Raw genomic sequence first — 24,462 nt, 5'->3', positions numbered from 1 at the left:
TCACAATACGTGTAGAAATATTCTGACAATTATGATACAATAGAGCCAAAGACTATCTAAAAAGAGGATTTACCATGACACTTGTATACCAATCAACACGTGACGAAAATAATAAAGTAACAGCTAGTCAGGCTATTCTTCAAGGTTTGGCAACAGATGGTGGCTTGTTCACACCGTTGTCAACACCTGAAGTTGCTTTGGACTTTGACCAATTGAAAGACGCTTCTTACCAAGAAGTTGCTAAATTGGTTTTGTCTGCTTTCTTGGATGATTTCACTGAAGAGGAATTGGATTACTGTATCACAAATGCTTATGATGACAAGTTTGATACAGCTGCCATCGCACCAGTAGTTAAACTTAAGAACCACTACAACCTTGAACTTTTCCATGGTTCTACCATCGCTTTCAAAGATATGGCTCTTTCAATCTTGCCTTATTTGCTAACAACATCAGCTAAAAAACAAGGTGTTGATAATAAGATTGTCATCTTGACAGCGACATCAGGAGATACTGGTAAGGCTGCCATGGCTGGTTTTGCAGATGTTCCAGGAACTGAAATTATTGTCTTTTATCCAAAAGATGGTGTTTCAAAAATCCAAGAATTGCAAATGACCACTCAAACAGGAGCTAATACGCACGTTATTGCTATTGATGGTAACTTTGATGATGCTCAAACAGATGTGAAACGTATGTTTAATGATGTTGATTTGCGTGAGAAATTGTTGGATCATCATACGCAATTCTCATCAGCTAACTCAATGAACGTTGGTCGTTTGGTACCGCAAGTGGTTTACTATGTATATGCCTATGCACAGTTGGTTAAGGCAGGTCATATCCAAAACGGAGATAAGGTGAACTTCACAGTACCAACAGGAAACTTTGGTAACATCTTGGCGGCTTATTATGCGCGTCAGATTGGTGTTCCAGTTGGCAAATTAATCTGTGCTTCTAATGAAAATAACGTCCTTACAGACTTCTTCGCAACGGGTACTTATGACAAGAAACGTGACTTCAAGGTAACAACAAGCCCTTCTATGGATATCTTGGTATCTTCTAACTTGGAACGCTTGATTTTCCACCTTCTTGGTAATGATGCTACTAAGACTAAAGAGCTTATGGATGCACTTGTGACTAAGGGTGAGTATACTTTGGCTGATGCAGATAAAGATATTCTTGATTTGTTTGCAGCAGGTTTTGCAACTGAGGATGAAACAGCTGCTGAAATCAAGCGTGTCTATGATGAAGACAAGTATATCGAAGATCCTCATACAGCAGTTGCCTCAGCTGTTTACGAAGCATATGTTCAAAAGACAGATGACCACACACCAACAGTTATCGCTTCAACAGCTAGCCCATACAAATTCCCACGTGTGGCTGTTTCAGCTGTCACTGGTAAAGACAGTGGGGATGATTTCAAAGCAGTAGAAGATTTGCACCAACTTTCAGGTGTAGCTATCCCAGCGGCTGTAGATGGACTTGAACATGCAGAAGTTCGCCATAAAACAGTTGTTGCGGCAGCTGATATGCAAAAAGCAGTTGAAAGCTATCTTGGTGTATAAGAATAAAAAAATAGGAGCTGAGAAATCAGCCCTATTTTTATCAATATAGAAAAGAATATTATGACAGAAACAAAGAAAATTCTAAACATAGCCTTGCCTGCTATGGCCGAAAACCTTCTACAAATGTTGATGGGGGTTGTCGATTCTTACCTAGTGGCCCAGGTTGGTATTATCGCTATATCGGGGGTTTCCGTAGCCAATAATATCATTACGATTTACCAAGCTATCTTTATTGCTCTAGGAGCCTCAAGTGCCAGTGTCATTGCCAGAAGTTTAGGAAAAGGTGATGTTAAAGCGACTAACCGAGACACTTGGGATGCTATTATTATTACCCTTGCTCTTAGTCTCATCCTTGGTCTACTTTCCATTTTTGGTGGTGGGGCCATTCTTAATCTTTTAGGTACTGAGCAATCTGTGACTCAGGCTGGTAGTCTCTACCTTGCTCTTGTCGGTGGAGGAGTGGTCTTCCTAGCCTTGATGACTACTTTTGGTAACATCCTACGGGCCAAGGGACGGCCTCGTATTTCCATGGTCGTCAGTCTTTTGACCAATGTTCTTAATGCTATTTTATCTTCTTTAGCCATCTTTGTGGGACATTGGGGGATTATTGGGGTAGCTACAGCTACGGTTTTCTCTCGTCTGGTTGGGACAGTGATACTCTGGCAAGCGATGAAACTAGATGTGAAGCAGCTTGAAATTACCAAACCTTTTAATAGAGAGTTGTTGGGGATTGCACTGCCAGCAGCAGGTGAACGACTGATGATGCGTGCTGGAGATGTGGTCATCGTGGCTATTATTGTTACCTTTGGTACAGCCGTTGTCGGTGGTAACGCCATTGGTGAAAACCTCACTCAGTTTAACTATATGCCTGGTATGGGAGTCGCAACGGCTACGGTTATCTTGGTTGCCAATAGTCTGGGTCGAGGGGATAAGACGCAGATGAAGCGTATTATACGAGAGTCTTATTGGATTTCAACCTTTTTGATGGTTCTAGTTTCAGGGAGCATCTTGCTTTTTGGACAAGGATTATCGGGTCTCTTTACAGATAATAAAGCAGCTATTGCGGCTAGTCAGGTAGTTATTCTTTATTCTTTCCTTGGGAATCCTGTGACTTCGGGGACTCTAGTCTACACAGCAGTTTGGCAAGGTCTGGGTAAGGCTAAGATGCCTTTCTATGCGACGACAATTGGGATGTGGATCATCCGAATTTTCTCAGGATACTTCCTTGGGGTGAGTCTGGGAATGGGTCTTGCCGGAGTCTGGATTGCAACCGTTGTTGATAATGTATGGCGTGCAATCTTCCTCTACGTGATGTATCGTCGTTATCTCGTAAAGAGAAAGTTTTAATGATAAATACTGAGGAGATGCTCTTATTCAAAGGGTATCTTCTTCTTATTTTTTACAAGTGGGCTCGAATATGGTAAAATAAGCTGATAAAAACTTTTTGAGGTAGTAATTATGACTGTAAAAATCAATACAAAAGATGGTCAAATCGAATTGTCAGATGATGTCATCGCAACAGTAGTTGGCGGTTCAGCAACAGAAATTTTTGGCGTTGTCGGTATGGCAAGTAAGAGTGCTATCCGAGATAATTTTCAAGCACTTCTTGGAAAAGAAAACTACGCAAAAGGAGTTGTCGTGAAATCTACTGATGCAGGTATCACTGTGGATGTCTACACTGTTATGAGTTACGGTGTTAAGATTAGTGAGGTTTCAAAAAATATTCAAGAACGTGTGAAATTTAATCTCGAGAATCAACTCGGTATCAAGGCTGAAACAGTAAATGTTTACGTTCAAAATATTAAAGTCGTAGGAGAAAACTAGTGTCTAAAATTACAACAAGCTTGCTTCAGGAGATGGTCCAAGCGGCAGCAACACGTCTAGGTAAGCAAGCAGAATATGTGAATTCACTCAATGTCTTTCCAGTACCAGATGGAGATACTGGAACAAACATGGGAATGACTATGGATAACGGAGCCAAAGCTGTCGCAGATCAATCAGCTTCAACAGTTGGTGAAGTTGGTCAGATTTTGTCTAAAGGTCTTTTAATGGGTGCCCGTGGTAACTCAGGTGTTATCACGTCACAATTGTTCCGTGGATTTGGTCAAAGTATCAAGGATAAAACGGAACTTGACGGCCAAGATCTAGCTCATGCCTTCCAAGCAGGGGTTGAAGTTGCTTATAAAGCTGTTATGAAACCTGTCGAAGGAACAATCCTTACAGTATCTCGTGGTGCAGCTTCAGCAGCAATTAAGAAAGCTGAATCTACAAATGATGCTGTTGAGGTTATGCGTGCAGCTCTTGATGGAGCTAAAGCTGCCTTGGCTAAGACACCAGAGATGCTTCCAGTTTTGAAAGAAGTCGGTGTGGTAGACTCAGGTGGTCAAGGTTTGGTCCTCATTTATGAAGGTTTCTTGTCAGCCCTCACAGGTGAGTATATCGCTTCAGAGGACTTCCAAGCGACACCTGCTACGATGACAGAGATGATCAATGCAGAACATCATAAGTCAGTTGCTGGTCATGTTGCAACAGAAGACATTACTTTTGGTTACTGTACGGAAATCATGATTGGTCTCAAACAAGGTCCAACTTATGTGAAAGACTTCGACTATGAAGAGTTCCAAAATTACTTGAGTAACCTTGGGGATTCTCTCCTTGTTGTTAATGACGATGAAATTGTCAAAGTTCACGTCCACACTGAGGATCCAGGTCTTGTCATGCAAGAAGGTCTTAAATATGGGGCTCTTGTCAAAGTTAAGGTTGACAACATGCGTAACCAACACGATGCACAAGTTCAAAAAGAAGAAGCTATCCAAGCTGCACCTTCTGCTCCTAAAGACTTTGCTCTTATTGCAGTTGTTGCTGGAGATGGGCTTGCAGATATCTTCAAATCACAAGGTGTTGACTATGTGATTTCAGGTGGTCAAACAATGAACCCATCAACAGAAGACATTGTTAAGGCTATTGAGCAGGTTAATGCTAAGAATGTTATCATCTTGCCAAACAATAAAAACATCTTTATGGCAGCACAATCAGCTGCTGAAGTAGTAGATGTCAATGCGGCTGTTGTTGAAACACGTACAGTACCACAAGGCTTTACAAGTTTGCTTGCTTTTGATCCTAGCCAAAGTATCGAAGCGAACGTTGAAGCTATGACAGCTAGTCTTTCAGATGTAACAAGTGGTAGCGTGACCTTGGCGGTACGTGATACAACTATTGATGGTCTTGAGATTCATGAAAATGATATCCTTGGTATGGTTGATGGTAAGATCCTTGTGTCTACACCAGATATGGACCAAGCCCTTCTTGACACCTTTGACAAGATGATTGACGAAGACAGTGAAATTGTTATGATTTACGTCGGCGAAGAGGGTAATCAAGAACAAGCTCAAGCACTTGCGGAAAAATTGGAAGAGGCTCACGAAGATATTGAAGTTGAAATCTTCCAAGGAGACCAACCAGTTTATCCATACCTCTTTAGTGTTGAATAATATTGAAATAATCATTTAGGAAGTCTTATGGCTTCCTTTTTGTTTTGTCAGTTTTGATACGGTTGGGACGTCTTTTCGAAATTACAGAAATATTCTGAAAATTCCTTGACATTACTTTCCAAAGTGGTAACATATGTTGTAAGAAATTTTATAGATTGAAGGTAACATCATGAGAAGTGATATGATCAAAGTTGGTGTTGATAAGGCACCAGCACGCGGACTTTTGTATGCGACTGGGCAAGTTAAATCTGCCAAGGATATGCAAAAGCCCTTCATTGCTATTTGTAACTCTTATATTGATATTGTCCCAGGGCATGTTCACTTGCGTGAATTAGCAGATATTGCCAAGGAAGCCATCCGCGAGGCTGGCGGTATTCCTTTTGAGTTTAATACCATTGGTGTGGACGATGGGATTGCCATGGGGCATATTGGGATGCGTTACAGTCTTCCATCTCGTGAATTGATTGCCGATTCTGCAGAAACAGTTATTAATGCCCACTGGTTTGACGGGGTTTTCTATATTCCTAACTGTGATAAGATTACGCCAGGGATGATTTTGGCAGCCATGCGTACTAATGTGCCAGCAGTATTTTGTTCTGGTGGCCCTATGAAGGGTGGCGTTGACATGACAGGTCATCAGGCTACTCTATCAAGCTTGTTTGAAGCTGTTGGTACTTATCAAGCTGGTGATATGAGCAGGGAAGAACTCGATTACTTGGAGAAAAATGCCTGCCCAACTTGTGGGTCATGTTCAGGAATGTTTACCGCCAACTCAATGAACTGTTTGATGGAAGTTTTGGGTCTTGCCCTTCCAGGTAATGGTACCATCCTAGCCGTTTCAGATGAACGTCGTGAATTGGTCCGTCAAGCAGCTACTAAATTGATGGATAACATCAAAAATAATGTTCGCCCACGTGATATTGTGACCAAAGAAGCTATCGATGATGCGTTTGCTCTTGATATGGCCATGGGTGGTTCAACCAATACTGTTCTCCATACCCTTGCTATTGCGCGTGAGGCTGGTATTGACTATGACCTTAAGGACATTAACGAAATTGCCAAGAAGACACCTTATCTCTCTAAAATTGCACCTTCAAGTGTTTACACCATGCATGATGTGCATGAAGCTGGCGGTGTTCCAGCCATTATCAATCAGTTGATTAAAAAGGGAGCTATTAAGGGTGACCGTATTACAGTTACTGGTAAAACCTTGAAAGAAAACGTAGCTGGTGCTGAAATTAAAAATGAAGAAATTATCCATCCGATTGAGCATCCTATTTCACCAGTTGGTGGTTTGTCTATCCTTTACGGAAATATTGCTCAGGATGGAGCTGTTATCAAGGTCGGTGGTGTAGATCCATCTGTTAAAACTTTCCGCGGTAAAGCTATTTGTTGTGATTCACAAGATCAAGCCCTTGAGTTGATTGACAATGGAACAGTTAAGAAGGGACATGTCGTTGTCATTCGTTACGAGGGTCCTCAGGGTGGACCTGGTATGCCAGAAATGTTGGCACCAACTTCTAAGATTGTCGGACGCGGTCTTGGTAAGGATGTGGCTCTGATTACGGATGGTCGTTTCTCAGGAGCGACTCGTGGTATTGCTATTGGTCACGTTTCTCCAGAAGCAGCAGAAGGTGGTAATATCGCCCTAATCGAAGATGGCGATGAAATCGTGATTGATCTTCCAAATCGTACCCTTGATCTACTTGTCGATGATGCAACCCTTGAAGAACGTCGCAAACATTTGAAACCTTTCAAATCAAAAATTTCAAGTGGTTGGTTGCGTCGCTATACAGCCTTTGCTAAATCAGCCAACGTCGGCGGAACTTTGATGAGTGACGAAGAATTCGAAGAACGTAAAGCAGAACGTCAAGCACAAGAAAAAAACTAAGAACATTCTTTCCGAAGAGTTTGTGATATTTTTCTCTGAAACCCTTGCAAATTTGGTTAAAAATGTTATCATAGTATACAAGGTTTTGAATTTTTAGACAATTCGAAAAAAACAACTACTAAAGGAGGTCCATGTGAAGAAAATTGAACTTGAAGAAGCACGCTCTGGTGCTGATTTGATTCTTGATACACTTCTTGAACTTGGGATTTCAACTATCTTTGGATATCCTGGCGGAGCGGTTCTTCCTTTGTATGATGCTATTTACAAAAATGACAAGATTAATCATATCTTATCTCGTCATGAGCAAGGAAGTCTGCACGAAGCTGAAGGTTATGCCAAATCAACTGGTAAACTCGGTGTTGCTCTTGTAACGAGTGGTCCTGGTGCCACTAATGCTATTACAGGGATTGCAGATGCTATGAGTGATAGCGTACCTCTCCTAGTCTTTACTGGTCAGGTAGCAACACCAGGTATTGGTAAGGATGCCTTCCAAGAGGCTGACATTGTCGGAATTACCATGCCGATTACAAAATACAATTATCAGATTCGCGATACAGCTGATATTCCTCGTATTATTAGGGAAGCGGTTCATATTGCAATAACTGGTCGTCCTGGTCCAGTTGTTATCGACCTCCCTAAAGATGTTGTAGCTAAGGAAACAGCCTTCATCAACGATCCTGAAATTAATCTTCCAAGTTACCAACCGACGCTAAGACCAAACGAAATGCAAATCAAGAAAATCTTGAAGCAGTTGGGTAAAGCTAAGAAGCCGGTTATTGTAGCTGGAGGTGGGGTGTCTTATTCTGAATCTGCTAAGGAGCTAGTTGCTTTTGCAGAACGCTACCAAATCCCAGTTGTCACAAGTCTTCTAGGACAAGGGACAATTGCTACTAGTCATCCCCTTTTCTTGGGTATGGGTGGTATGCACGGTTCATATGCAGCTAACATTGCTATGACCGATGCTGACTTTATGATTGCCATTGGTTGTCGTTTTGATGACCGTTTGACAGGTAATCCTAAAACATTTGCTAAGAATGCTAAGGTTGTCCATATTGATGTAGATCCAGCTGAGATTGGTAAAATTATTGCAGTGGACCTTCCAGTTGTTGGTGATGCCAAGCAAGCTCTTGAAATGCTCTTGGCAGAGCCAGTGGTTCAGAATAACACTGAAAAATGGATTGAAAAAGTCACAAAAGACAAAGAGCGTGTACGTTCTTACGATAAGAAAGAACGTATGGTACAGCCTCAGGCAGTTATCGAGCGTATCGGTGAATTGACTAAGGGTGATGCCGTTGTTGTTACTGACGTTGGTCAACATCAAATGTGGACAGCTCAGTATTATCCATACCAAAATGAGCGTCAACTGGTGACCTCAGGTGGTCTTGGAACAATGGGATTTGGTGTCCCAGCAGCAATTGGTGCCAAAATTGCTAATCCTGATAAAGAAGTTATCCTTTTTGTTGGTGATGGTGGTTTCCAAATGACGAACCAAGAATTGGCTATCTTAAATGTTTACAAGGTGCCAATCAAGGTTGTTATGTTGAACAACCACTCACTTGGTATGGTACGTCAATGGCAAGAGTCCTTCTACGAAGGGCGTACATCAGAGTCTGTCTTTGATACCCTTCCAGATTTCCAATTGATGGCTCAAGCTTATGGCATTAAGTCTTACAAGTTTGATAATCCAGAGACAATTGATCAGGATTTGGAAGTTATCAAGGAAGACGTGCCAATGTTCATCGAGGTAGATATCTCTCGTAAAGAGCATGTCTTGCCAATCGTTCCGGCTGGTAAGAGTAATCACGAAATGTTGGGGGTGAAGTTCAATGCGTAGAATGTTAACAGCTAAACTTCAGAACCGTTCGGGTGTCCTTAACCGCTTCACAGGTGTTCTTTCACGACGTCAAGTTAATATTGAAAGTATCTCTGTAGGGGCTTCTGAGGATCCTAACGTTTCACGTATTACGATTATTATTGATGTGAATTCTCAAAATGAAGTGGAACAAATCATCAAACAGCTTAATCGTCAGATTGATGTGATTCGTATCCGTGATATCACGGATCAGCCACACTTGGAACGTGAAGTTATCCTAGTTAAGGTATCAGCACCAACCTCTAAGCGTGCTGAAATCTTGGCGATTATTCAACCTTTCCGTGCTTCGGTAGTTGATGTGGCACCAAGCTCTATCACTATCCAGATGACTGGTGATGCTGAAAAGAGCGAGGCGCTTCTACGAGTTATTCGTCCTTACGGAATCAAGAATATCGCTCGTACGGGTGCTACTGGATTTACCCGTGATTAAAAAATCCAACTTAAATTTGTTAACCCAGCCTTAAAAAGGCAATAAAATATTTTTTTAGAAAAGAGACATATTACTATGGCAGTTCAAATGGAATATGAAAAAGACGTAAAAGTAGCAGCACTTGACGGTAAAAAAATCGCCGTTATCGGTTACGGTTCACAAGGTCATGCACATGCACAAAACTTGCGTGATACAGGTCACGATGTGATTATCGGTGTTCGTCCAGGTAAATCATTTGATAAAGCTAAAGAAGATGGTTTTGATACTTACACAGTAGCAGAAGCAACTAAATTGGCTGACGTTATCATGATCTTGGCTCCAGACGAAATCCAACAAGAACTTTACGAAGCAGAAATTGCTCCAAACCTTGAAGCTGGTAACGCTGTTGGTTTTGCACACGGATTTAACATCCACTTTGAATTCATCAAAGTTCCTAAAGATGTTGATGTCTTCATGTGTGCTCCTAAAGGACCAGGTCACTTGGTACGTCGTACATTTGAAGAAGGTTTTGGTGTTCCTGCACTTTACGCAGTATACCAAGATGCTACAGGTAACGCTAAAGACATCGCTATGGACTGGTGTAAAGGTGTTGGTGCAGCACGCGTTGGTCTTCTTGAAACAACATATAAAGAAGAAACTGAAGAAGATTTGTTTGGTGAACAAGCAGTTCTTTGTGGTGGTTTGACTGCCCTTATCGAGGCTGGTTTTGAAGTCTTGACTGAAGCTGGATATGCTCCAGAATTGGCTTACTTTGAAGTGCTTCACGAAATGAAATTGATCGTTGACTTGATCTACGAAGGTGGATTCAAGAAAATGCGTCAATCAATTTCTAACACTGCTGAATTCGGTGACTACGTATCAGGTCCACGTGTTATCACTGAACAAGTGAAAGAAAACATGAAAGCAGTTCTTGCTGACATCCAAAACGGTAAATTTGCTAACGACTTCGTTAACGACTACAAAGCTGGACGTCCAAAACTTACTGCTTACCGTGAAGAAGCTGCTAACCTTGAAATCGAAAAAGTTGGTGCTGAATTGCGTAAAGCAATGCCATTCGTTGGTCAAAACGACGATGACGCATTCAAAATCTATAACTAATGTGATAGTCTCAAAAACCAGCCTAGTGCTGGTTTTTTTGTGTTCTGAAGAGAGTAGTTGGGAATCAATCCTACTGCTCTTTTTTGGTAAAAAAAACTCACTCCATTAAGGAGTGAGAATAGCTATAAATTAGTAAGTCAAGACAAAGTTTTTCTTCTTACCACGACGGATAACTGTAATTTCATTATCAATTTTATCTGCATCTGATAGAGTGTAATCCAAGTCTTGTACACGTTCACCATTAATGTAGATAGCACCGTTTTGGACATCTTCACGTGCTTGGCGTTTAGAAGGTGAAATCTTAGCATTAACGAGAAGTTCAACGATGTTCAGATTTTCATCTGCTGAGATCTCATAAGTTGGGACACCGTTAAGGGCAACTTTAAGGTCACGTGCTGAGAGAGCTTTAAGGTTACCAGCGAAGAGTTGTTCAGTGATGTGAACAGCTTGTTCGTAGGCTTCTTTACCGTGAACCAAAGTAACAACTTCACGAGCCAAAACCTTTTGTGCCAAACGTTGGTGACGAGCTTGGTCAAATTCTTTACCGATTTCTTCGATTTCTTCAAGTGACAAGAAAGTGAAAATCTTCAAGAAGCGAACAGCATCATCATCCATAACGTTAAGCCAGAATTGGTACATTTCGTAAGGTGTTGTTTTAGTAGCATCAAGCCAGACAGCGTTACCTTCAGATTTACCGAATTTTTTACCAGTTGAATCTGTGATAAGTGGAACTGTGATAACGTGTCCAGATTTGTCCGCTTTACGACGCAAGAGCTCAGTACCTGCTGTCATGTTACCCCATTGGTCAGAACCACCAATTTGGAGGGTTACGCCGTACTTATCGTTGAGTTCGTAGAAATCGTAACCTTGCATGATTTGGTAGGCAAACTCAGTGTAAGAGATACCTGTTTCGATACGTTTCTTAACAGATTCCTTACTCATCATGTAGTTAACTGTGAAGTATTTACCCACGTCACGCAAGAAATCGATGAAGCTGACTGAACCAAACCAATCATAGTTGTTGACCATAACGGCTTTATTGTCACCATTTTCAAAATCAAGGAAACGAGAAAGCTGACCTTGGATTTTTTCAACCCAACCTTCAACGGTTTCTTTGGTTTGGAGGCTACGTTCAGCATCTTTAAATGATGGGTCACCAATCAAACCTGTTGCACCACCAACGAGGGCGTAAGGTTTGTGTCCAGCCAATTGAAGTCGGCGACTTGTAAGGATAGCTACAAGGTGTCCAAGGTGGAGACTGTCTGCTGTTGGGTCATAACCAGTGTAGTATGAGACTGGTCCCTCTTCAAAGGCTTTTACAAGGGCTTCTTCATCTGTGGTTTGAAAAATCAAGCCACGTGCTTTTAGTTCTTCAAAAATTGTCATGATATTCTCCAGTAAAGTATATTCTGCACCATTATACCAAAAGAAAGTAGGCCTATGCAAGCTTTGTCAAAGTTTGTTATAATAGGCTTTGAGGTATTTCTATGAATTTTGAAAAAATAATAAATTATTTTAGACGACTAGGGCAGGCTATTCGCACAAAGTTTGCTGGTTCTAGGTCTAAAAGAGGGGATAAATCTTTTAATGAAAGGAAAGCTACGACTGATTCTAAGTGGAATCGTAAGCAAGGGAGAAAGTCGCCTGAGGACCGGATGACACTCTTAGACATGGGTGATGTTTTCTTAAAAACCTTAAAGCTTTTGTCTGATTTCTTTTATGTGGTTATTATCGTCCTTACCTTGTTCGGTGCAGGAATTGGTTTGGGTTATTTGGGGAGTCAAATTGAGTCTGTTCCGTCGATTAAGGACAAAACCTTGTTGAATCAGATTAGTGAGGTTAGTTTGGTATCTTCGATGAGCTATTCCGATTCCAAGAAGATTGCGGATATTGACACTGACTTGCTGAGAACGCCTATTGAGAGTGATGCGATTTCTAACAATGTCAAAAATGCCATCATTGCGACTGAGGATGAAAATTTTAAGAAGCATAAGGGTGTCGTGCCAAAGGCAGTATTTAGGGCTTTGGTGTCATCAGTTTTGGGAGTTGGCTCTTCAAGTGGTGGTTCGACGCTAACGCAGCAGTTAATCAAGCAACAGGTAACAGGAGATGCACCAACCTTTAAACGTAAGGCGGCAGAGATTATCTATGCCTTACAATTGGAGCGTCGTGTTTCTAAAAATGAAATTTTAACCGATTATCTGAATGTTTCTCCTTTTGGACGTAATAACAAGGGGAAAAATATTGCTGGTATTGAGGAGGCTGCTCAAGGTATCTTTGGCGTATCTGCAGCGGATTTGACAGTTCCTCAGGCTGCCTATCTGGCAGGTTTACCACAGAGCCCAATTGTCTACTCACCTTATACAGCTGACGGTCAATTAAAAAACGCAGAGGATCTTTCTTATGGCTTGGCACGTCAACAAGATGTACTCTACAATCTTTATCGCGGTGGCTATCTAGATAAGTCGCAGTACGAAAGCTATAAGAGTTATGATATCACTAAGGATTTCAAGGCCGGTGAGAAGTCTGATGCCGTAAGTCATGACTATTTGTACTATTCTGTTATGTCTGAGGCTCAGGATGTCATGTATGATTACCTCGTTAAACGTGACAAGGTATCGAGTCAAGATTTGAAAAATGATAAGACAAAGGAAAGCTATCGTGAGAGAGCCCTTCAAGAGCTCCAAACTGGTGGCTACAGCGTTAAGACAACTATTGACAATGCAGTTTATAATGCGATGCAAGATGCTGCGAGTCAATATGGTGGCCTCCTCGACCAAGGTGGCAATAGTGGAGTTGAAGTTGGAAATGTGCTCATGGATAATGCGACTGGAGCAATTCTAGGATTTGTTGGTGGTCGTAGTTACGAAAATAATCAAAATAACCATGCCTTTGATACGGCACGCTCCCCAGGCTCATCTATTAAGCCTATTATTGCTTATGGAATTGCTATTGATCAAGGTTTGATGGGGAGCTCAAGTATCCTTTCTAACTACCCAACTAATTTTACGGGTGGAACGCCTATTCTCCATGATGGTGATAAGGGTACAGCTATGATGAACCTCCAAGAGGCACTCAATACCTCGTGGAACATTCCAGCCTTTTGGACTTACCAAATGCTTCAACGTCATGATGTTGATGTTGAGGGTTACATGACCAAGATGGGGTATAAGATTGCTAATTACAATATCGAGAGTTTACCTCTTGGTGGAGGGATTGAAACCACGGTTGCCCAACAGGTAAATGCCTATCAAATGCTTTCAAATGGTGGCGTCTACGAGAAGGGCTATATGATTGATAGTATTACTGACCGGACTGGCGAAGTTATCTATCAACATAAATCTGAAGGGGTGCAAGTCTTTTCAAGAGCTACGGCTAGTATCATGGATAATCTGCTCAAAGAAGTGGTAGTTAAAGGAGCAACAACTCAATTTCATTCTGAATTGAAAAATGTCAATGGTGCAGCAGCCTCAGCTGACTGGATGGGTAAAACAGGAACGACAGATAACTTTGCGGATGCTTGGTTGATTGTGTCAACGCCTGGTATTACTCTTGGTGGTTGGGCTGGTTATGACAATAACACACCAACCAATTCTAAAACGGGTTACACCTATAATGCGCAATATATGGCTCGTTTGACTTCCGCTATCTATAATGCAAATCCAGGTATTTTTAAAACTGGAGATAAGTTTAATATCGATTCCAGTGCCATTAAGGCAAGTGTGCTCAAATCAACAGGTCTTAAACCAGCAACAGTGTCTGTCAATGGTCGTAATGTTTCTGTAAGTGGTGAAATGGTTGATACTTACTGGGCTAAAAATGGACCTGGAGATACGACTTACAAGTTTGCTATTGGTGGAGCTGACAGTGACTATCAAAAAGCCTGGTCTAGCATTCTTGGAGGGCATTAGGAATTGCCAAGAAAACTTGCAAAAAAGTAAAAAATTAGGTATAATATAGACAACTATTTGTCGTCTTACTTGGTTGAAATATTGTCCAATCAAGAGATACAGCAGTTAAATCAACGTTTTTTCGGTCAGATTTAGCTGCTATTTTTGTGCTTATTTTTAGGATTTTCAAGTGTTGTAATGCATATTTAAAGGTTCTAAAAATTCACAGAATAAATTTTTCGCTTATCATTAATCAGGTGAGTGGATGTTGGTGTTTGAACACTTGTCAATGGGACAAGCAACTGAAAAAGGCAGAAGACAAATATTTAAAGTGCACGACTTGCAAAGCAGGTCTCGAATGTAGAAAAGGAGTAGAAGACTTGGCAGGACATGACGTTCAATACGGGAAACATCGTACCCGTCGTAGTTTTTCAAGAATCAAAGAAGTTCTTGATTTACCAAACTTGATTGAAATCCAAACGGATTCATTCAAAGAATTCTTGGATACTGGTCTTAAAGAGGTTTTTGAGGATGTACTTCCTATCTCAAACTTCACAGACACTATGGAATTGGAATTCGTTGGTTACGAATTGAAAGAGCCTAAGTATACACTTGAAGAAGCTCGTATCCACGATGCATCATACTCAGCACCTATCTTTGTGACTTTCCGTCTTATTAACAAAGAAACTGGTGAAATCAAAACTCAGGAAGTCTTCTTCGGAGATTTCCCTATTATGACTGAGATGGGTACTTTCATCATCAATGGTGGTGAACGTATTATCGTTTCTCAGTTGGTGCGCTCACCTGGTGTTTACTTTAACGATAAGGTTGATAAAAACGGTAAAGTGGGTTATGGATCAACAGTTATCCCTAACCGTGGGGCATGGCTTGAGCTTGAAACAGATTCAAAAGACATCGCCTACACTCGTATCGACCGTACACGTAAGATTCCATTCACAACGCTTGTGCGTGCGCTTGGATTCTCAGGTGATGACGAAATTGTTGATATCTTTGGTGATAGCGAGTTGGTTCGTAACACCATTGAAAAAGATATCCACAAAAACCCAGCAGATTCACGTACTGATGAAGCGCTTAAAGAAATTTATGAACGTCTTCGTCCAGGTGAACCAAAAACTGCCGACAGCTCACGTAGCTTGCTTGTAGCTCGTTTCTTTGATCCACGTCGTTATGACTTGGCTGCTGTTGGTCGTTACAAAGTCAACAAAAAACTTAACATCAAGACACGTCTTTTGGGACAAACAATTGCTGAAAACTTGGTAGATCCTGAAACAGGTGAAATCCTTGTTGAAGCTGGTACTGAAATGACACGTGATGTGATTGATTCAATCGCAGAATACTTGGATGGTGATTTGAACAAATTTGTATACACACCAAATGATTATGCGGTGGTTACAGAACCTGTTGTTCTTCAAAAATTCAAGGTTGTTGCACCAAATGATCCAGATCGTGTAGTTACAATTGTTGGTAATGCCAACCCAGATGATAAAGTTCGTGCTTTGACAACAGCGGATATCTTAGCTGAAATGAGCTACTTCCTCAACCTTGCTGAAGGTATCGGTAAAGTAGACGATATCGACCACCTTGGTAACCGTCGTATCCGTGCCGTTGGTGAATTGCTTGCTAACCAATTCCGTATTGGTTTGGCTCGTATGGAACGTAACGTACGTGAGCGTATGTCAGTTCAAGATAACGAAGTCTTGACACCACAACAAATCATCAATATTCGCCCTGTAACTGCAGCTGTTAAAGAATTCTTCGGTTCTTCACAGTTGTCACAGTTCATGGACCAACACAACCCATTGTCAGAGTTGTCACACAAACGTCGTTTGTCAGCCTTGGGACCTGGTGGTTTGACACGTGACCGTGCCGGATATGAAGTTCGTGACGTGCACTACACGCACTATGGTCGTATGTGTCCAATTGAAACACCTGAAGGACCTAACATCGGTTTGATCAATAACTTGTCTTCATACGGACACCTTAACAAGTATGGTTTCATTCAAACACCATATCGTAAGGTTGACCGTGCAACTGGTAAAGTAACCAACGAAGTAGTTTGGTTGACTGCCGATGAAGAAGATGAGTACACAGTTGCTCAGGCTAACTCTAAATTGAACGAAGATGGCACATTTGCAGAAGAAATCGTTATGGGTCGTCATCAAGGTAATAACCAAGAGTACCCATCACACCTTGTAGATTTCGTGGATGTTTCTCCTAAACAGGTAGTTGCCGTTGCGACAGCATGTATTCCTTTCTTGGAAAACGATGACTCTAACCGTGCCCTCATGGGTGCCAACATGCAACGTCAGGCTGTGCCTTTGATTGATCCTAAAGCACCTTATGTTGGTACTGGTATGGAATATCAAGCTGCCCATGATTCAGGAGCTGCAGTTATTGCTCAACACGACGGTAAAGTTGTTTACTCTGATGCTGATAAAGTTGAAGTTCGTCGTGAAGATGGTTCTCTTGATGTTTATACTATTCAAAAATTCCGTCGTTCAAACTCAGGTACTGCCTACAACCAACGTACTTTGGTTAAGGTTGGCGATATTGTTGAAAAAGGTGACTTTATCGCTGACGGTCCATCTATGGAAGGTGGAGAAATGGCCCTCGGTCAAAACCCTATTGTCGCATACATGACATGGGAAGGTTACAACTTCGAGGATGCCGTTATCATGAGTGAGCGTCTTGTGAAAGATGACGTTTATACATCTGTTCACTTGGAAGAATTCGAATCAGAAACACGTGATACAAAGCTTGGGCCTGAAGAAATTACACGTGAATTGCCAAACGTTGGTGAAGAAGCCCTCAAAGACCTTGACGAAATGGGTATTATCCGTATCGGTGCTGAGGTTAAAGAAGGTGACATTCTTGTTGGTAAGGTAACACCTAAGGGTGAAAAAGACCTTTCTGCTGAAGAACGCCTTCTCCATGCTATCTTTGGTGATAAATCTCGTGAAGTACGTGATACATCACTCCGTGTACCTCACGGTGGTGATGGTGTCGTTCGTGATGTTAAAATCTTCACACGTGCAAACGGTGATGAATTGCAATCAGGTGTTAACATGCTTGTTCGTGTTTACATCGCACAAAAACGTAAGATCAAGGTCGGAGATAAGATGGCCGGTCGTCACGGTAACAAAGGGGTTGTTTCTCGTATTGTTCCTGTTGAAGACATGCCTTACCTTCCAGACGGTACACCAGTTGATATCATGTTGAACCCTCTTGGGGTGCCATCACGTATGAACATCGGTCAGGTTATGGAACTTCACCTTGGTATGGCTGCTCGTAACTTGGGTATCCACATCGCAACACCAGTCTTTGACGGGGCAAGCTCAGAAGACCTCTGGGATACTGTTCGTGAAGCAGGTATGGATAGTGATGCTAAGACAATCCTTTACGATGGACGCACAGGTGAACCATTTGATAACCGTGTGTCAGTTGGTGTCATGTACATGATCAAACTTCACCACATGGTTGATGATAAACTTCACGCCCGTTCAGTTGGTCCTTACTCACTTGTTACCCAACAACCTCTTGGTGGTAAAGCACAATTTGGTGGACAACGTTTCGGTGAGATGGAGGTTTGGGCCCTTGAAGCTTATGGTGCATCAAATATCCTTCAAGAAATCTTGACTTACAAGTCAGATGACGTTAACGGACGTTTGAAAGCCTATGAAGCTATCACTAAAGGTAAACCAATTCCAAAACCAGGTGTACCAGAATCATTCCGAGTACTTGTTAAAGAATTGCAATCACTTGGTCTTGATATGCGTGTCCTTGATGAGGATGACTACGAAGTTGAATTGCGTGATCTTGATGAAGGTGAAGACGACGATGTCATGCACGTCGATGATCTTGAAAAAGCACGTGTACAACAAGCCAAAGAAGCTGCTGAATTAGAAAAAGCTAAAGAAGAAGCTTCAGATAAAACAGAATAAAATAAGCTTTAGGGAGGGAGTTCACTCTCTCTGCTAAGGTAGCTGATAAAGGTGAGAATAGCGCTGCTATTGTCAATAGAACAAAAGAAAGGTAATACTAGTGGTTGACGTAAATCGATTTAAAAGTATGCAAATCACACTAGCTTCACCAACTAAGGTCCGTTCATGGTCTTATGGTGAAGTTAAGAAACCTGAAACAATCAACTACCGTACGCTCAAACCAGAACGCGAAGGACTCTTCGACGAAGTAATCTTTGGTCCTACTAAAGACTGGGAATGTGCGTGTGGGAAATACAAACGTATCCGTTATAAAGGTATCGTTTGTGACCGCTGTGGTGTTGAAGTAACACGTGCTAAGGTTCGCCGTGAACGTATGGGTCACATCGAGTTGAAAGCACCAGTATCACACATCTGGTACTTCAAGGGAATCCCTTCTCGTATGGGATTGACTTTGGATATGAGCCCTCGTGCGCTTGAAGAAGTTATCTACTTCGCAGCTTACGTGGTTATCGATCCAAAGGAAACACCACTTGAACCAAAATCTCTCTTGACAGAACGTGAATATCGTGAAAAATTGCAAGAGTATGGACATGGTTCATTTGTCGCTAAAATGGGTGCAGAAGCTATCCAAGATCTCTTGAAACAAGTGGATTTGGAAGCTGAAATTGCTGAACTCAAAGAAGAGTTGAAGACAGCAACTGGTCAAAAACGTGTTAAAGCAGTTCGTCGTTTGGACGTTCTTGATGCCTTCTACAAGTCTGGTAACAAACCAGAATGGATGGTTCTTAACATCTTGCCAGTATTGCCACCAGACCTTCGTCCAATGGTTCAATTGGATGGTGGACGTTTTGCGGCATCTGACTTGAACGATCTTTATCGTCGTGTTATCAACCGTAACAACCGTTTGGCTCGTTTGCTTGAATTGAATGCTCCAGGTATCATTGTGCAAAACGAAAAACGTATGTTGCAAGAAGCGGTAGATGCCCTTATCGATAATGGACGTCGTGGTCGTCCAATTACTGGACCAGGTAGTCGTCCACTTAAATCTTTGAGCCACATGCTTAAAGGTAAACAAGGTCGTTTCCGTCAAAACTTGCTTGGTAAACGTGTTGACTTCTCTGGACGTTCCGTTATCGCCGTTGGTCCAACACTTAAAATGTACCAATGTGGTGTGCCACGTTTGATGGCCATCGAACTTTTCAAACCATTTGTAATGCGTGAAATCGTTGCGCGTGAATACGCGGGTAACGTGAAAGCCGCTAAACGTATGGTTGAACGTGGCGATGAACGTATTTGGGATATTCTTGAAGATGTTATCAAGGAACACCCAGTACTTCTTAACCGCGCACCTACCCTCCACCGTTTGGGTATCCAGGCCTTTGAACCAGTCTTGATTGATGGTAAGGCCCTTCGTCTTCACCCATTGGTATGTGAGGCCTACAATGCCGACTTTGACGGTGACCAAATGGCCATCCACGTTCCATTGTCTGAAGAAGCTCAAGCTGAAGCACGTTTGCTCCTTCTTGCGGCTGAACACATCCTTAACCCTAAAGACGGTAAACCGGTCGTAACGCCATCTCAGGATATGGTTCTTGGTAACTACTACTTGACTATGGAAGAAGAAGGCCGTGAGGGTGAAGGTATGGTCTTCAAGGATATTGATGAGGCAGTTATGGCTTATCGTAATGGTTATGTTCACTTGCATAGCCGTGTAGGTATTGCAGTAGACAGCATGCCTGATAAACCTTGGAAAGAAAACCAACTTCATAAGATTTTGGTTACAACTGTTGGTAAGATTCTCTTTAACTCAATCATCCCAGCAGAAATTCCATATCTTCAAGAAACAACAAATGAGAACTTGACAGATAGTACACCAGATAAATACTTCCTTGAACCTGGTCAAGATATCCAAACAGTTATTGATAGTTTGGAAATTAATGCACCATTCAAGAAGAAAAATCTTGGTAACATCATCGCTGAAACCTTCAAACGTCTTCGTACGACTGAAACATCAGCCTTCCTTGACCGTTTGAAAGACCTTGGTTACTACCACTCAACACTTGCTGGTTTGACAGTGGGTATCGCCGATATTCCAGTTATCGATAACAAACAAGAAATTATCGATGCTGCTCACCACCGTGTTGAAGAAATTAACAAGGCCTTCCGTCGTGGTTTGATGACAGATGATGACCGTTATGTTGCTGTTACAACAACATGGCGTGAAGCGAAAGAAGCCCTTGAAAAACGTCTGATTGAAACACAAGATCCTAAGAACCCAATCGTTATGATGATGGACTCAGGAGCTCGTGGTAACATCTCTAACTTCTCTCAACTTGCCGGTATGCGTGGTTTGATGGCCGCTCCTAACGGACGTATCATGGAATTGCCTATCCTTTCAAACTTCCGTGAAGGTTTGAGCGTTTTGGAAATGTTCTTCTCTACTCACGGTGCGCGTAAAGGTATGACCGATACGGCCCTTAAGACAGCCGACTCAGGTTACCTTACTCGTCGTTTGGTTGACGTTGCCCAAGATGTTATCATCCGTGAAGACGACTGTGGAACAGACCGTGGTCTTCTCATCCGTGCGATTACTGACGGTAAAGAAGTTACGGAAACACTTGAAGAACGTCTTCAAGGTCGTTACACTAAGAAATCAGTTAAGAATCCTACAACAGGTGAAGTAATCGTAGGTCCAGATACTTTGATTACTGAAGACATGGCTGCTGCTATTGTCAATGCTGGTGTTGAAGAAGTAACTATCCGTTCAGTCTTTACATGTAACACACGTCACGGTGTCTGCCGTCACTGTTACGGTATCAACTTGGCAACAGGTGATGCGGTTGAAGTTGGTGAAGCAGTTGGTACTATCGCTGCTCAATCTATCGGGGAACCTGGTACACAGCTTACTATGCGTACCTTCCACACCGGTGGGGTAGCCTCAAATACCGATATCACACAGGGTCTTCCACGTATCCAGGAAATCTTTGAAGCACGTAACCCTAAAGGGGAAGCGGTTATCACTGAAGTTAAGGGTACTGTTATTGAAATCGAAGAAGATGCTGCAACACGTACTAAGAAAGTCTTCGTTCAAGGTAAGACTGGAATGGGTGAATACGTTGTTCCATTTACAGCTCGTATGAAAGTTGAAGTGGGTGACGAAGTACACCGTGGTGCGGCCTTGACAGAAGGTTCAATCCAACCTAAACGTCTCCTTGAAGTACGTGATACCTTGTCAGTTGAAACTTATCTTCTTGCAGAAGTACAAAAAGTTTACCGTAGCCAAGGGGTAGAAATCGGTGACAAACACGTCGAAGTAATGGTTCGTCAAATGCTTCGTAAAGTACGTGTTATGGATCCAGGTGATACAGATCTCCTTCCAGGTACACTTATGGACATTTCTGACTTCACAGATGCTAACAAGGATATTGTTATCTCTGGTGGTGTTCCTGCAACATCTCGTCCAGTCCTTCTTGGTATTACGAAAGCCTCACTTGAAACAAATTCATTCTTGTCAGCGGCTTCCTTCCAAGAAACAACACGTGTCCTTACAGATGCAGCTATCCGTGGTAAGAAAGACCATCTCCTTGGTCTGAAAGAAAATGTTATCATTGGTAAGACTATCCCTGCTGGTACAGGTATGGCTCGTTACCGTAACATTGAACCACTTTCAGTTAACGAAGTTGAAGTTATTGAAAACATTGCTGTTGATGAAGCAATTGTGGAATCATCTGAAGACTAAAACGAAAGCAAAAGAACTCACAATGAATTGTGGGTTCTTTTCGTATTTATATGACTAGAATTTCTTCTATTTTTGATAAATATAAAATAGAAGACCATTTTTTTTATCTTTTCCAGAAAATTTTGTATAATAAGAACACCAAAGATGAAGTGAGAAAGAAAAATGTACCAAGTAGTTGAAATGAAAGGGGATTTGGAGCCGTGGTGGTTCCTAGAAGGCTGGCAAGAGGATATCATCAGTACAAAGGAATTTGAAGATTTTTACGATGCCCTCAAGTACTATAAAAAACTTTGGTTTGCGATGGAAGAAACCTTGCCAAGTTATATCAGCCGTAGTAGTGTCATGACTGCTTTTTGGGATCAAGAGGATAAGCACTGGTGTGAGGAGTGTGACGAATACCTGCAGGTCTATCAATCGATTGCTCTTTTGGATGATTGGCAGGAAATTCCTGAGGAAAAATACCGTCCGGGATATGAAAAGCGAAATGACCTTCCAAATCATGCCCACTGTAAAATTAAACGTTAAATAATGCAGAAGCTCGAAATTTTCGAGCTTTTTTTCATTTTCTTAAACTTTTTACGAATAGGTCTATGAGGAGGTCCTTATGGTAACAGAATTTGCTAAGGAAATGATCAAAAATGCTGATAGTTGTGGGGCTCAAGACATCTATGTCATTCCACGTCAGGATAATTACGAGCTCTATATGCGAGTTGGCCAGGAGAGGAGATTAATTGATGTATATCGGCCTGATTTCATGGCTAGTCTTATTGGTCACTTTAAATTTGTGGCGGGAATGATGGTGGGTGAGAAGCGTAGGAGTCAACTAGGTTCCTGTGACTATGATTGTGGTGATGGTCAAAGAGTTTCTCTGCGTTTGTCTACCGTTGGGGATTATCGTGGCTTAGAAAGTTTAGTTATTCGTGTTCTACATTCCGAACGTCGAGAATTAGTGTACTGGAATCAAGGAATCCAGCCTATTATGGATGCTTTGGATTATCGTGGCTTATATCTCTTTGCAGGTCCCGTTGGTTCTGGAAAGACTACGCTTATGCATGAGTTGGTTCAGGAGCGTTTTAAGGGGCAGCAGGTGATTTCGATTGAGGATCCTGTGGAAATTAAACAGGATAATGTTTTGCAACTTCAGGTGAATCAAGCAATTGACATGACCTATGATAATTTGATTAAGCTATCACTGCGTCACCGCCCGGATGTTTTGATTATTGGAGAAATTCGAGATAAGGAGACTGCTCGAGCGGTTATTAGAGCTAGTCTGACGGGAGTGACTGTTCTTTCAACTATTCACGCAAAGAGTGTGGCAGGTGTTTATGAGCGTCTTCTGGACCTTGGTGTAGATAAGTCCGAGTTGGATAATGCCCTTCAAGGGATTGCCTACATGCGTCTGATTAAGGGAGGAGGTGTGATTGATTTTGCCAGTGAAAATTTCCAAAGCCACTCGTCAACCAGCTGGAACCAGCAGTTGGAAGGCTTGGTTAAACAAGGATATCTCACAGAAGGGGATATTCAAGGGGAAAAAATTAAAGATTAATCAGCAACTCAAGGTTATCCAGCTTTTCAAACAACTTTTAAAGGCAGGGTTTACCTTGACTGAAATCGTAGCCTTTTTGGAGCGAAGTCACTTGTTGAAAGAATCGTCCTTGTCTCTTATGAAGGCGAGCTTAATGCGAGGCGACAGGTTGGACCAGATGTTTGCGGCAGTGGGCTTTTCGGACAATATTGTTACTCAGATTGCCCTTGCTGATAAGCATGGTAATCTTCTAGGGAGTTTAACCAAGATTGAAACCTACATGCTTCGTATGACTAAGGTTCGTAAGAAACTCATGGAGGTAGCGACCTACCCTATTCTACTTCTGGGTTTCCTGATTCTGATTATGTTGGGGCTCAAAAATTATCTTTTACCTCAACTGTTAGAGGGAGATGGTAAGGAGAATTGGGCTGTACAGTTGGTTCAGATTTTTCCCAAGCTCTTTTTTGTGACTTTGTGCGGACTGCTTGTATTAAGCTTAATTCTCTATCTATGGGTGAAACGCCAGCCAGCCCTTGTCTTTTATCGACGAATGGCAAAAATCCCTTTTATAGGCCAAACTGTCAGACTATATATGACCGCCTATTATGCTAGGGAATGGGGAAATCTCTTAGGGCAAGGTATTGACTTGCTAGACTTAGTTGCCCTAATGAAAGAGCAAAAATCAAAGCTCTTTCGTGAGCTGGGGGCTGATTTAGAAGAAGGCTTGATGCTAGGACAGAGTTTTCCTGACCGTATTGCTAGTCACCCTTTCTTCACTAAGGAACTATCCTTAATTATTGCTTATGGAGAGGCTAATGCTAGGTTGGGCTATGAGTTAGAAGTCTATGCTGAAGAGGTTTGGCAGGCTTTCTTTAACCGTCTTAATAAGGCAACAACCTTTGTGCAACCTCTCATTTTTGTTATTGTTGCTGTCGTGATTGTAATGATCTATGCAGCCATGCTATTACCAATGTATCAAAATATGGAAGGAATGATGTCATGAA

At 41.8% G+C, this 24,462-nt stretch carries 15 protein-coding genes; 14 read left to right on the top strand and 1 reads right to left on the bottom strand.

All coding sequences use genetic code 11. The features are described from left to right. The first annotated feature begins 74 nt into the window (after window positions 1-74). The 8 genes from thrC (at window position 75) to ilvC (ending at window position 10,342) form a co-directional block, all read left to right on the top strand. Window positions 75-1,559 carry a threonine synthase gene (gene thrC, locus HMPREF2979_RS00220; protein ID WP_070654524.1) on the top strand — a complete coding sequence of 495 codons (1,485 nt, stop codon included), beginning with the start codon at window positions 75-77 and terminating at the stop codon, window positions 1,557-1,559. A gap of 60 nt (window positions 1,560-1,619) precedes the next feature. Next, a complete protein-coding gene (locus HMPREF2979_RS00215) occupies window positions 1,620-2,906 on the top strand; it encodes an MATE family efflux transporter (protein WP_070654522.1) in 1,287 nt (428 codons plus the stop codon). A gap of 111 nt (window positions 2,907-3,017) precedes the next feature. Then, on the top strand, window positions 3,018-3,383 hold the full coding sequence (locus HMPREF2979_RS00210) for an Asp23/Gls24 family envelope stress response protein (RefSeq protein WP_002885694.1): 366 nt from the start codon (window positions 3,018-3,020) through the stop codon (window positions 3,381-3,383). Then, window positions 3,383-5,050 carry a DAK2 domain-containing protein gene (locus tag HMPREF2979_RS00205; protein WP_070654520.1) on the top strand — a complete coding sequence of 556 codons (1,668 nt, stop codon included), beginning with the start codon at window positions 3,383-3,385 and terminating at the stop codon, window positions 5,048-5,050. The genes HMPREF2979_RS00210 and HMPREF2979_RS00205 overlap by 1 nt, the downstream gene beginning before the upstream one ends. Window positions 5,051-5,219: 169 nt before the next feature. Then, a complete protein-coding gene (ilvD, locus tag HMPREF2979_RS00200; protein ID WP_070654518.1) occupies window positions 5,220-6,941 on the top strand; it encodes a dihydroxy-acid dehydratase in 1,722 nt (573 codons plus the stop codon). A gap of 133 nt (window positions 6,942-7,074) precedes the next feature. Beyond that, window positions 7,075-8,775: an acetolactate synthase large subunit gene (locus HMPREF2979_RS00195; RefSeq protein WP_070654516.1), complete on the top strand. Its 1,701-nt coding sequence runs from the start codon at window positions 7,075-7,077 to the stop codon at window positions 8,773-8,775. Further along, window positions 8,768-9,244, top strand: coding sequence for an acetolactate synthase small subunit (gene ilvN, locus HMPREF2979_RS00190; protein WP_002887025.1), 477 nt, complete (start codon window positions 8,768-8,770; stop codon window positions 9,242-9,244). The genes HMPREF2979_RS00195 and ilvN overlap by 8 nt, the downstream gene beginning before the upstream one ends. Before the next feature lie 75 nt (window positions 9,245-9,319). Further along, window positions 9,320-10,342 carry a ketol-acid reductoisomerase gene (ilvC, locus tag HMPREF2979_RS00185; protein ID WP_002885764.1) on the top strand — a complete coding sequence of 341 codons (1,023 nt, stop codon included), beginning with the start codon at window positions 9,320-9,322 and terminating at the stop codon, window positions 10,340-10,342. Between the two features lie 129 nt (window positions 10,343-10,471). On the opposite strand, the gene tyrS is transcribed toward ilvC, so the two are convergent. Beyond that, window positions 10,472-11,728: a tyrosine--tRNA ligase gene (gene tyrS / locus HMPREF2979_RS00180; RefSeq protein ID WP_002885869.1), complete on the bottom strand. Its 1,257-nt coding sequence runs from the start codon at window positions 11,726-11,728 to the stop codon at window positions 10,472-10,474. 101 nt (window positions 11,729-11,829) lie between these two features. On the opposite strand from tyrS, the gene pbp1b reads away from it, so the two are divergent. The 6 genes from pbp1b (at window position 11,830) to comGB (ending at window position 24,461) form a co-directional block, all read left to right on the top strand. Further along, entirely contained in the window at window positions 11,830-14,253 is a 2,424-nt protein-coding gene (gene pbp1b, locus HMPREF2979_RS00175) for a penicillin-binding protein PBP1B (RefSeq protein ID WP_070654514.1), read from the top strand. Between the two features lie 359 nt (window positions 14,254-14,612). Then, complete coding sequence (gene rpoB / locus HMPREF2979_RS00170) at window positions 14,613-18,194, top strand: DNA-directed RNA polymerase subunit beta (RefSeq protein ID WP_002885744.1); 3,582 nt, start codon at window positions 14,613-14,615, stop codon at window positions 18,192-18,194. A 100-nt stretch (window positions 18,195-18,294) separates the two neighbouring features. Next, complete coding sequence (gene rpoC, locus HMPREF2979_RS00165; RefSeq protein WP_002887020.1) at window positions 18,295-21,933, top strand: DNA-directed RNA polymerase subunit beta'; 3,639 nt, start codon at window positions 18,295-18,297, stop codon at window positions 21,931-21,933. Between the two features lie 162 nt (window positions 21,934-22,095). Next, window positions 22,096-22,458: a DUF1033 family protein gene (locus HMPREF2979_RS00160; protein ID WP_002885749.1), complete on the top strand. Its 363-nt coding sequence runs from the start codon at window positions 22,096-22,098 to the stop codon at window positions 22,456-22,458. Window positions 22,459-22,537: 79 nt separating this feature from the next. Further along, the gene (gene comGA / locus HMPREF2979_RS00155; RefSeq protein ID WP_002887018.1) at window positions 22,538-23,479 is read left to right on the top strand and encodes a competence type IV pilus ATPase ComGA; all 942 of its coding nucleotides are present in this window, start codon (window positions 22,538-22,540) and stop codon (window positions 23,477-23,479) included. Then, a complete protein-coding gene (gene comGB, locus HMPREF2979_RS00150; RefSeq protein ID WP_148132211.1) occupies window positions 23,361-24,461 on the top strand; it encodes a competence type IV pilus assembly protein ComGB in 1,101 nt (366 codons plus the stop codon). The genes comGA and comGB overlap by 119 nt, the downstream gene beginning before the upstream one ends. The last annotated feature ends 1 nt before the right edge of the window (window position 24,462 follow it).

The organism is Streptococcus sp. HMSC078H12 (genome assembly GCF_001814615.1).
Taxonomy (GTDB): domain Bacteria; phylum Bacillota; class Bacilli; order Lactobacillales; family Streptococcaceae; genus Streptococcus; species Streptococcus salivarius_F.
This window is presented reverse-complemented; position numbering and strand designations above follow the sequence as displayed.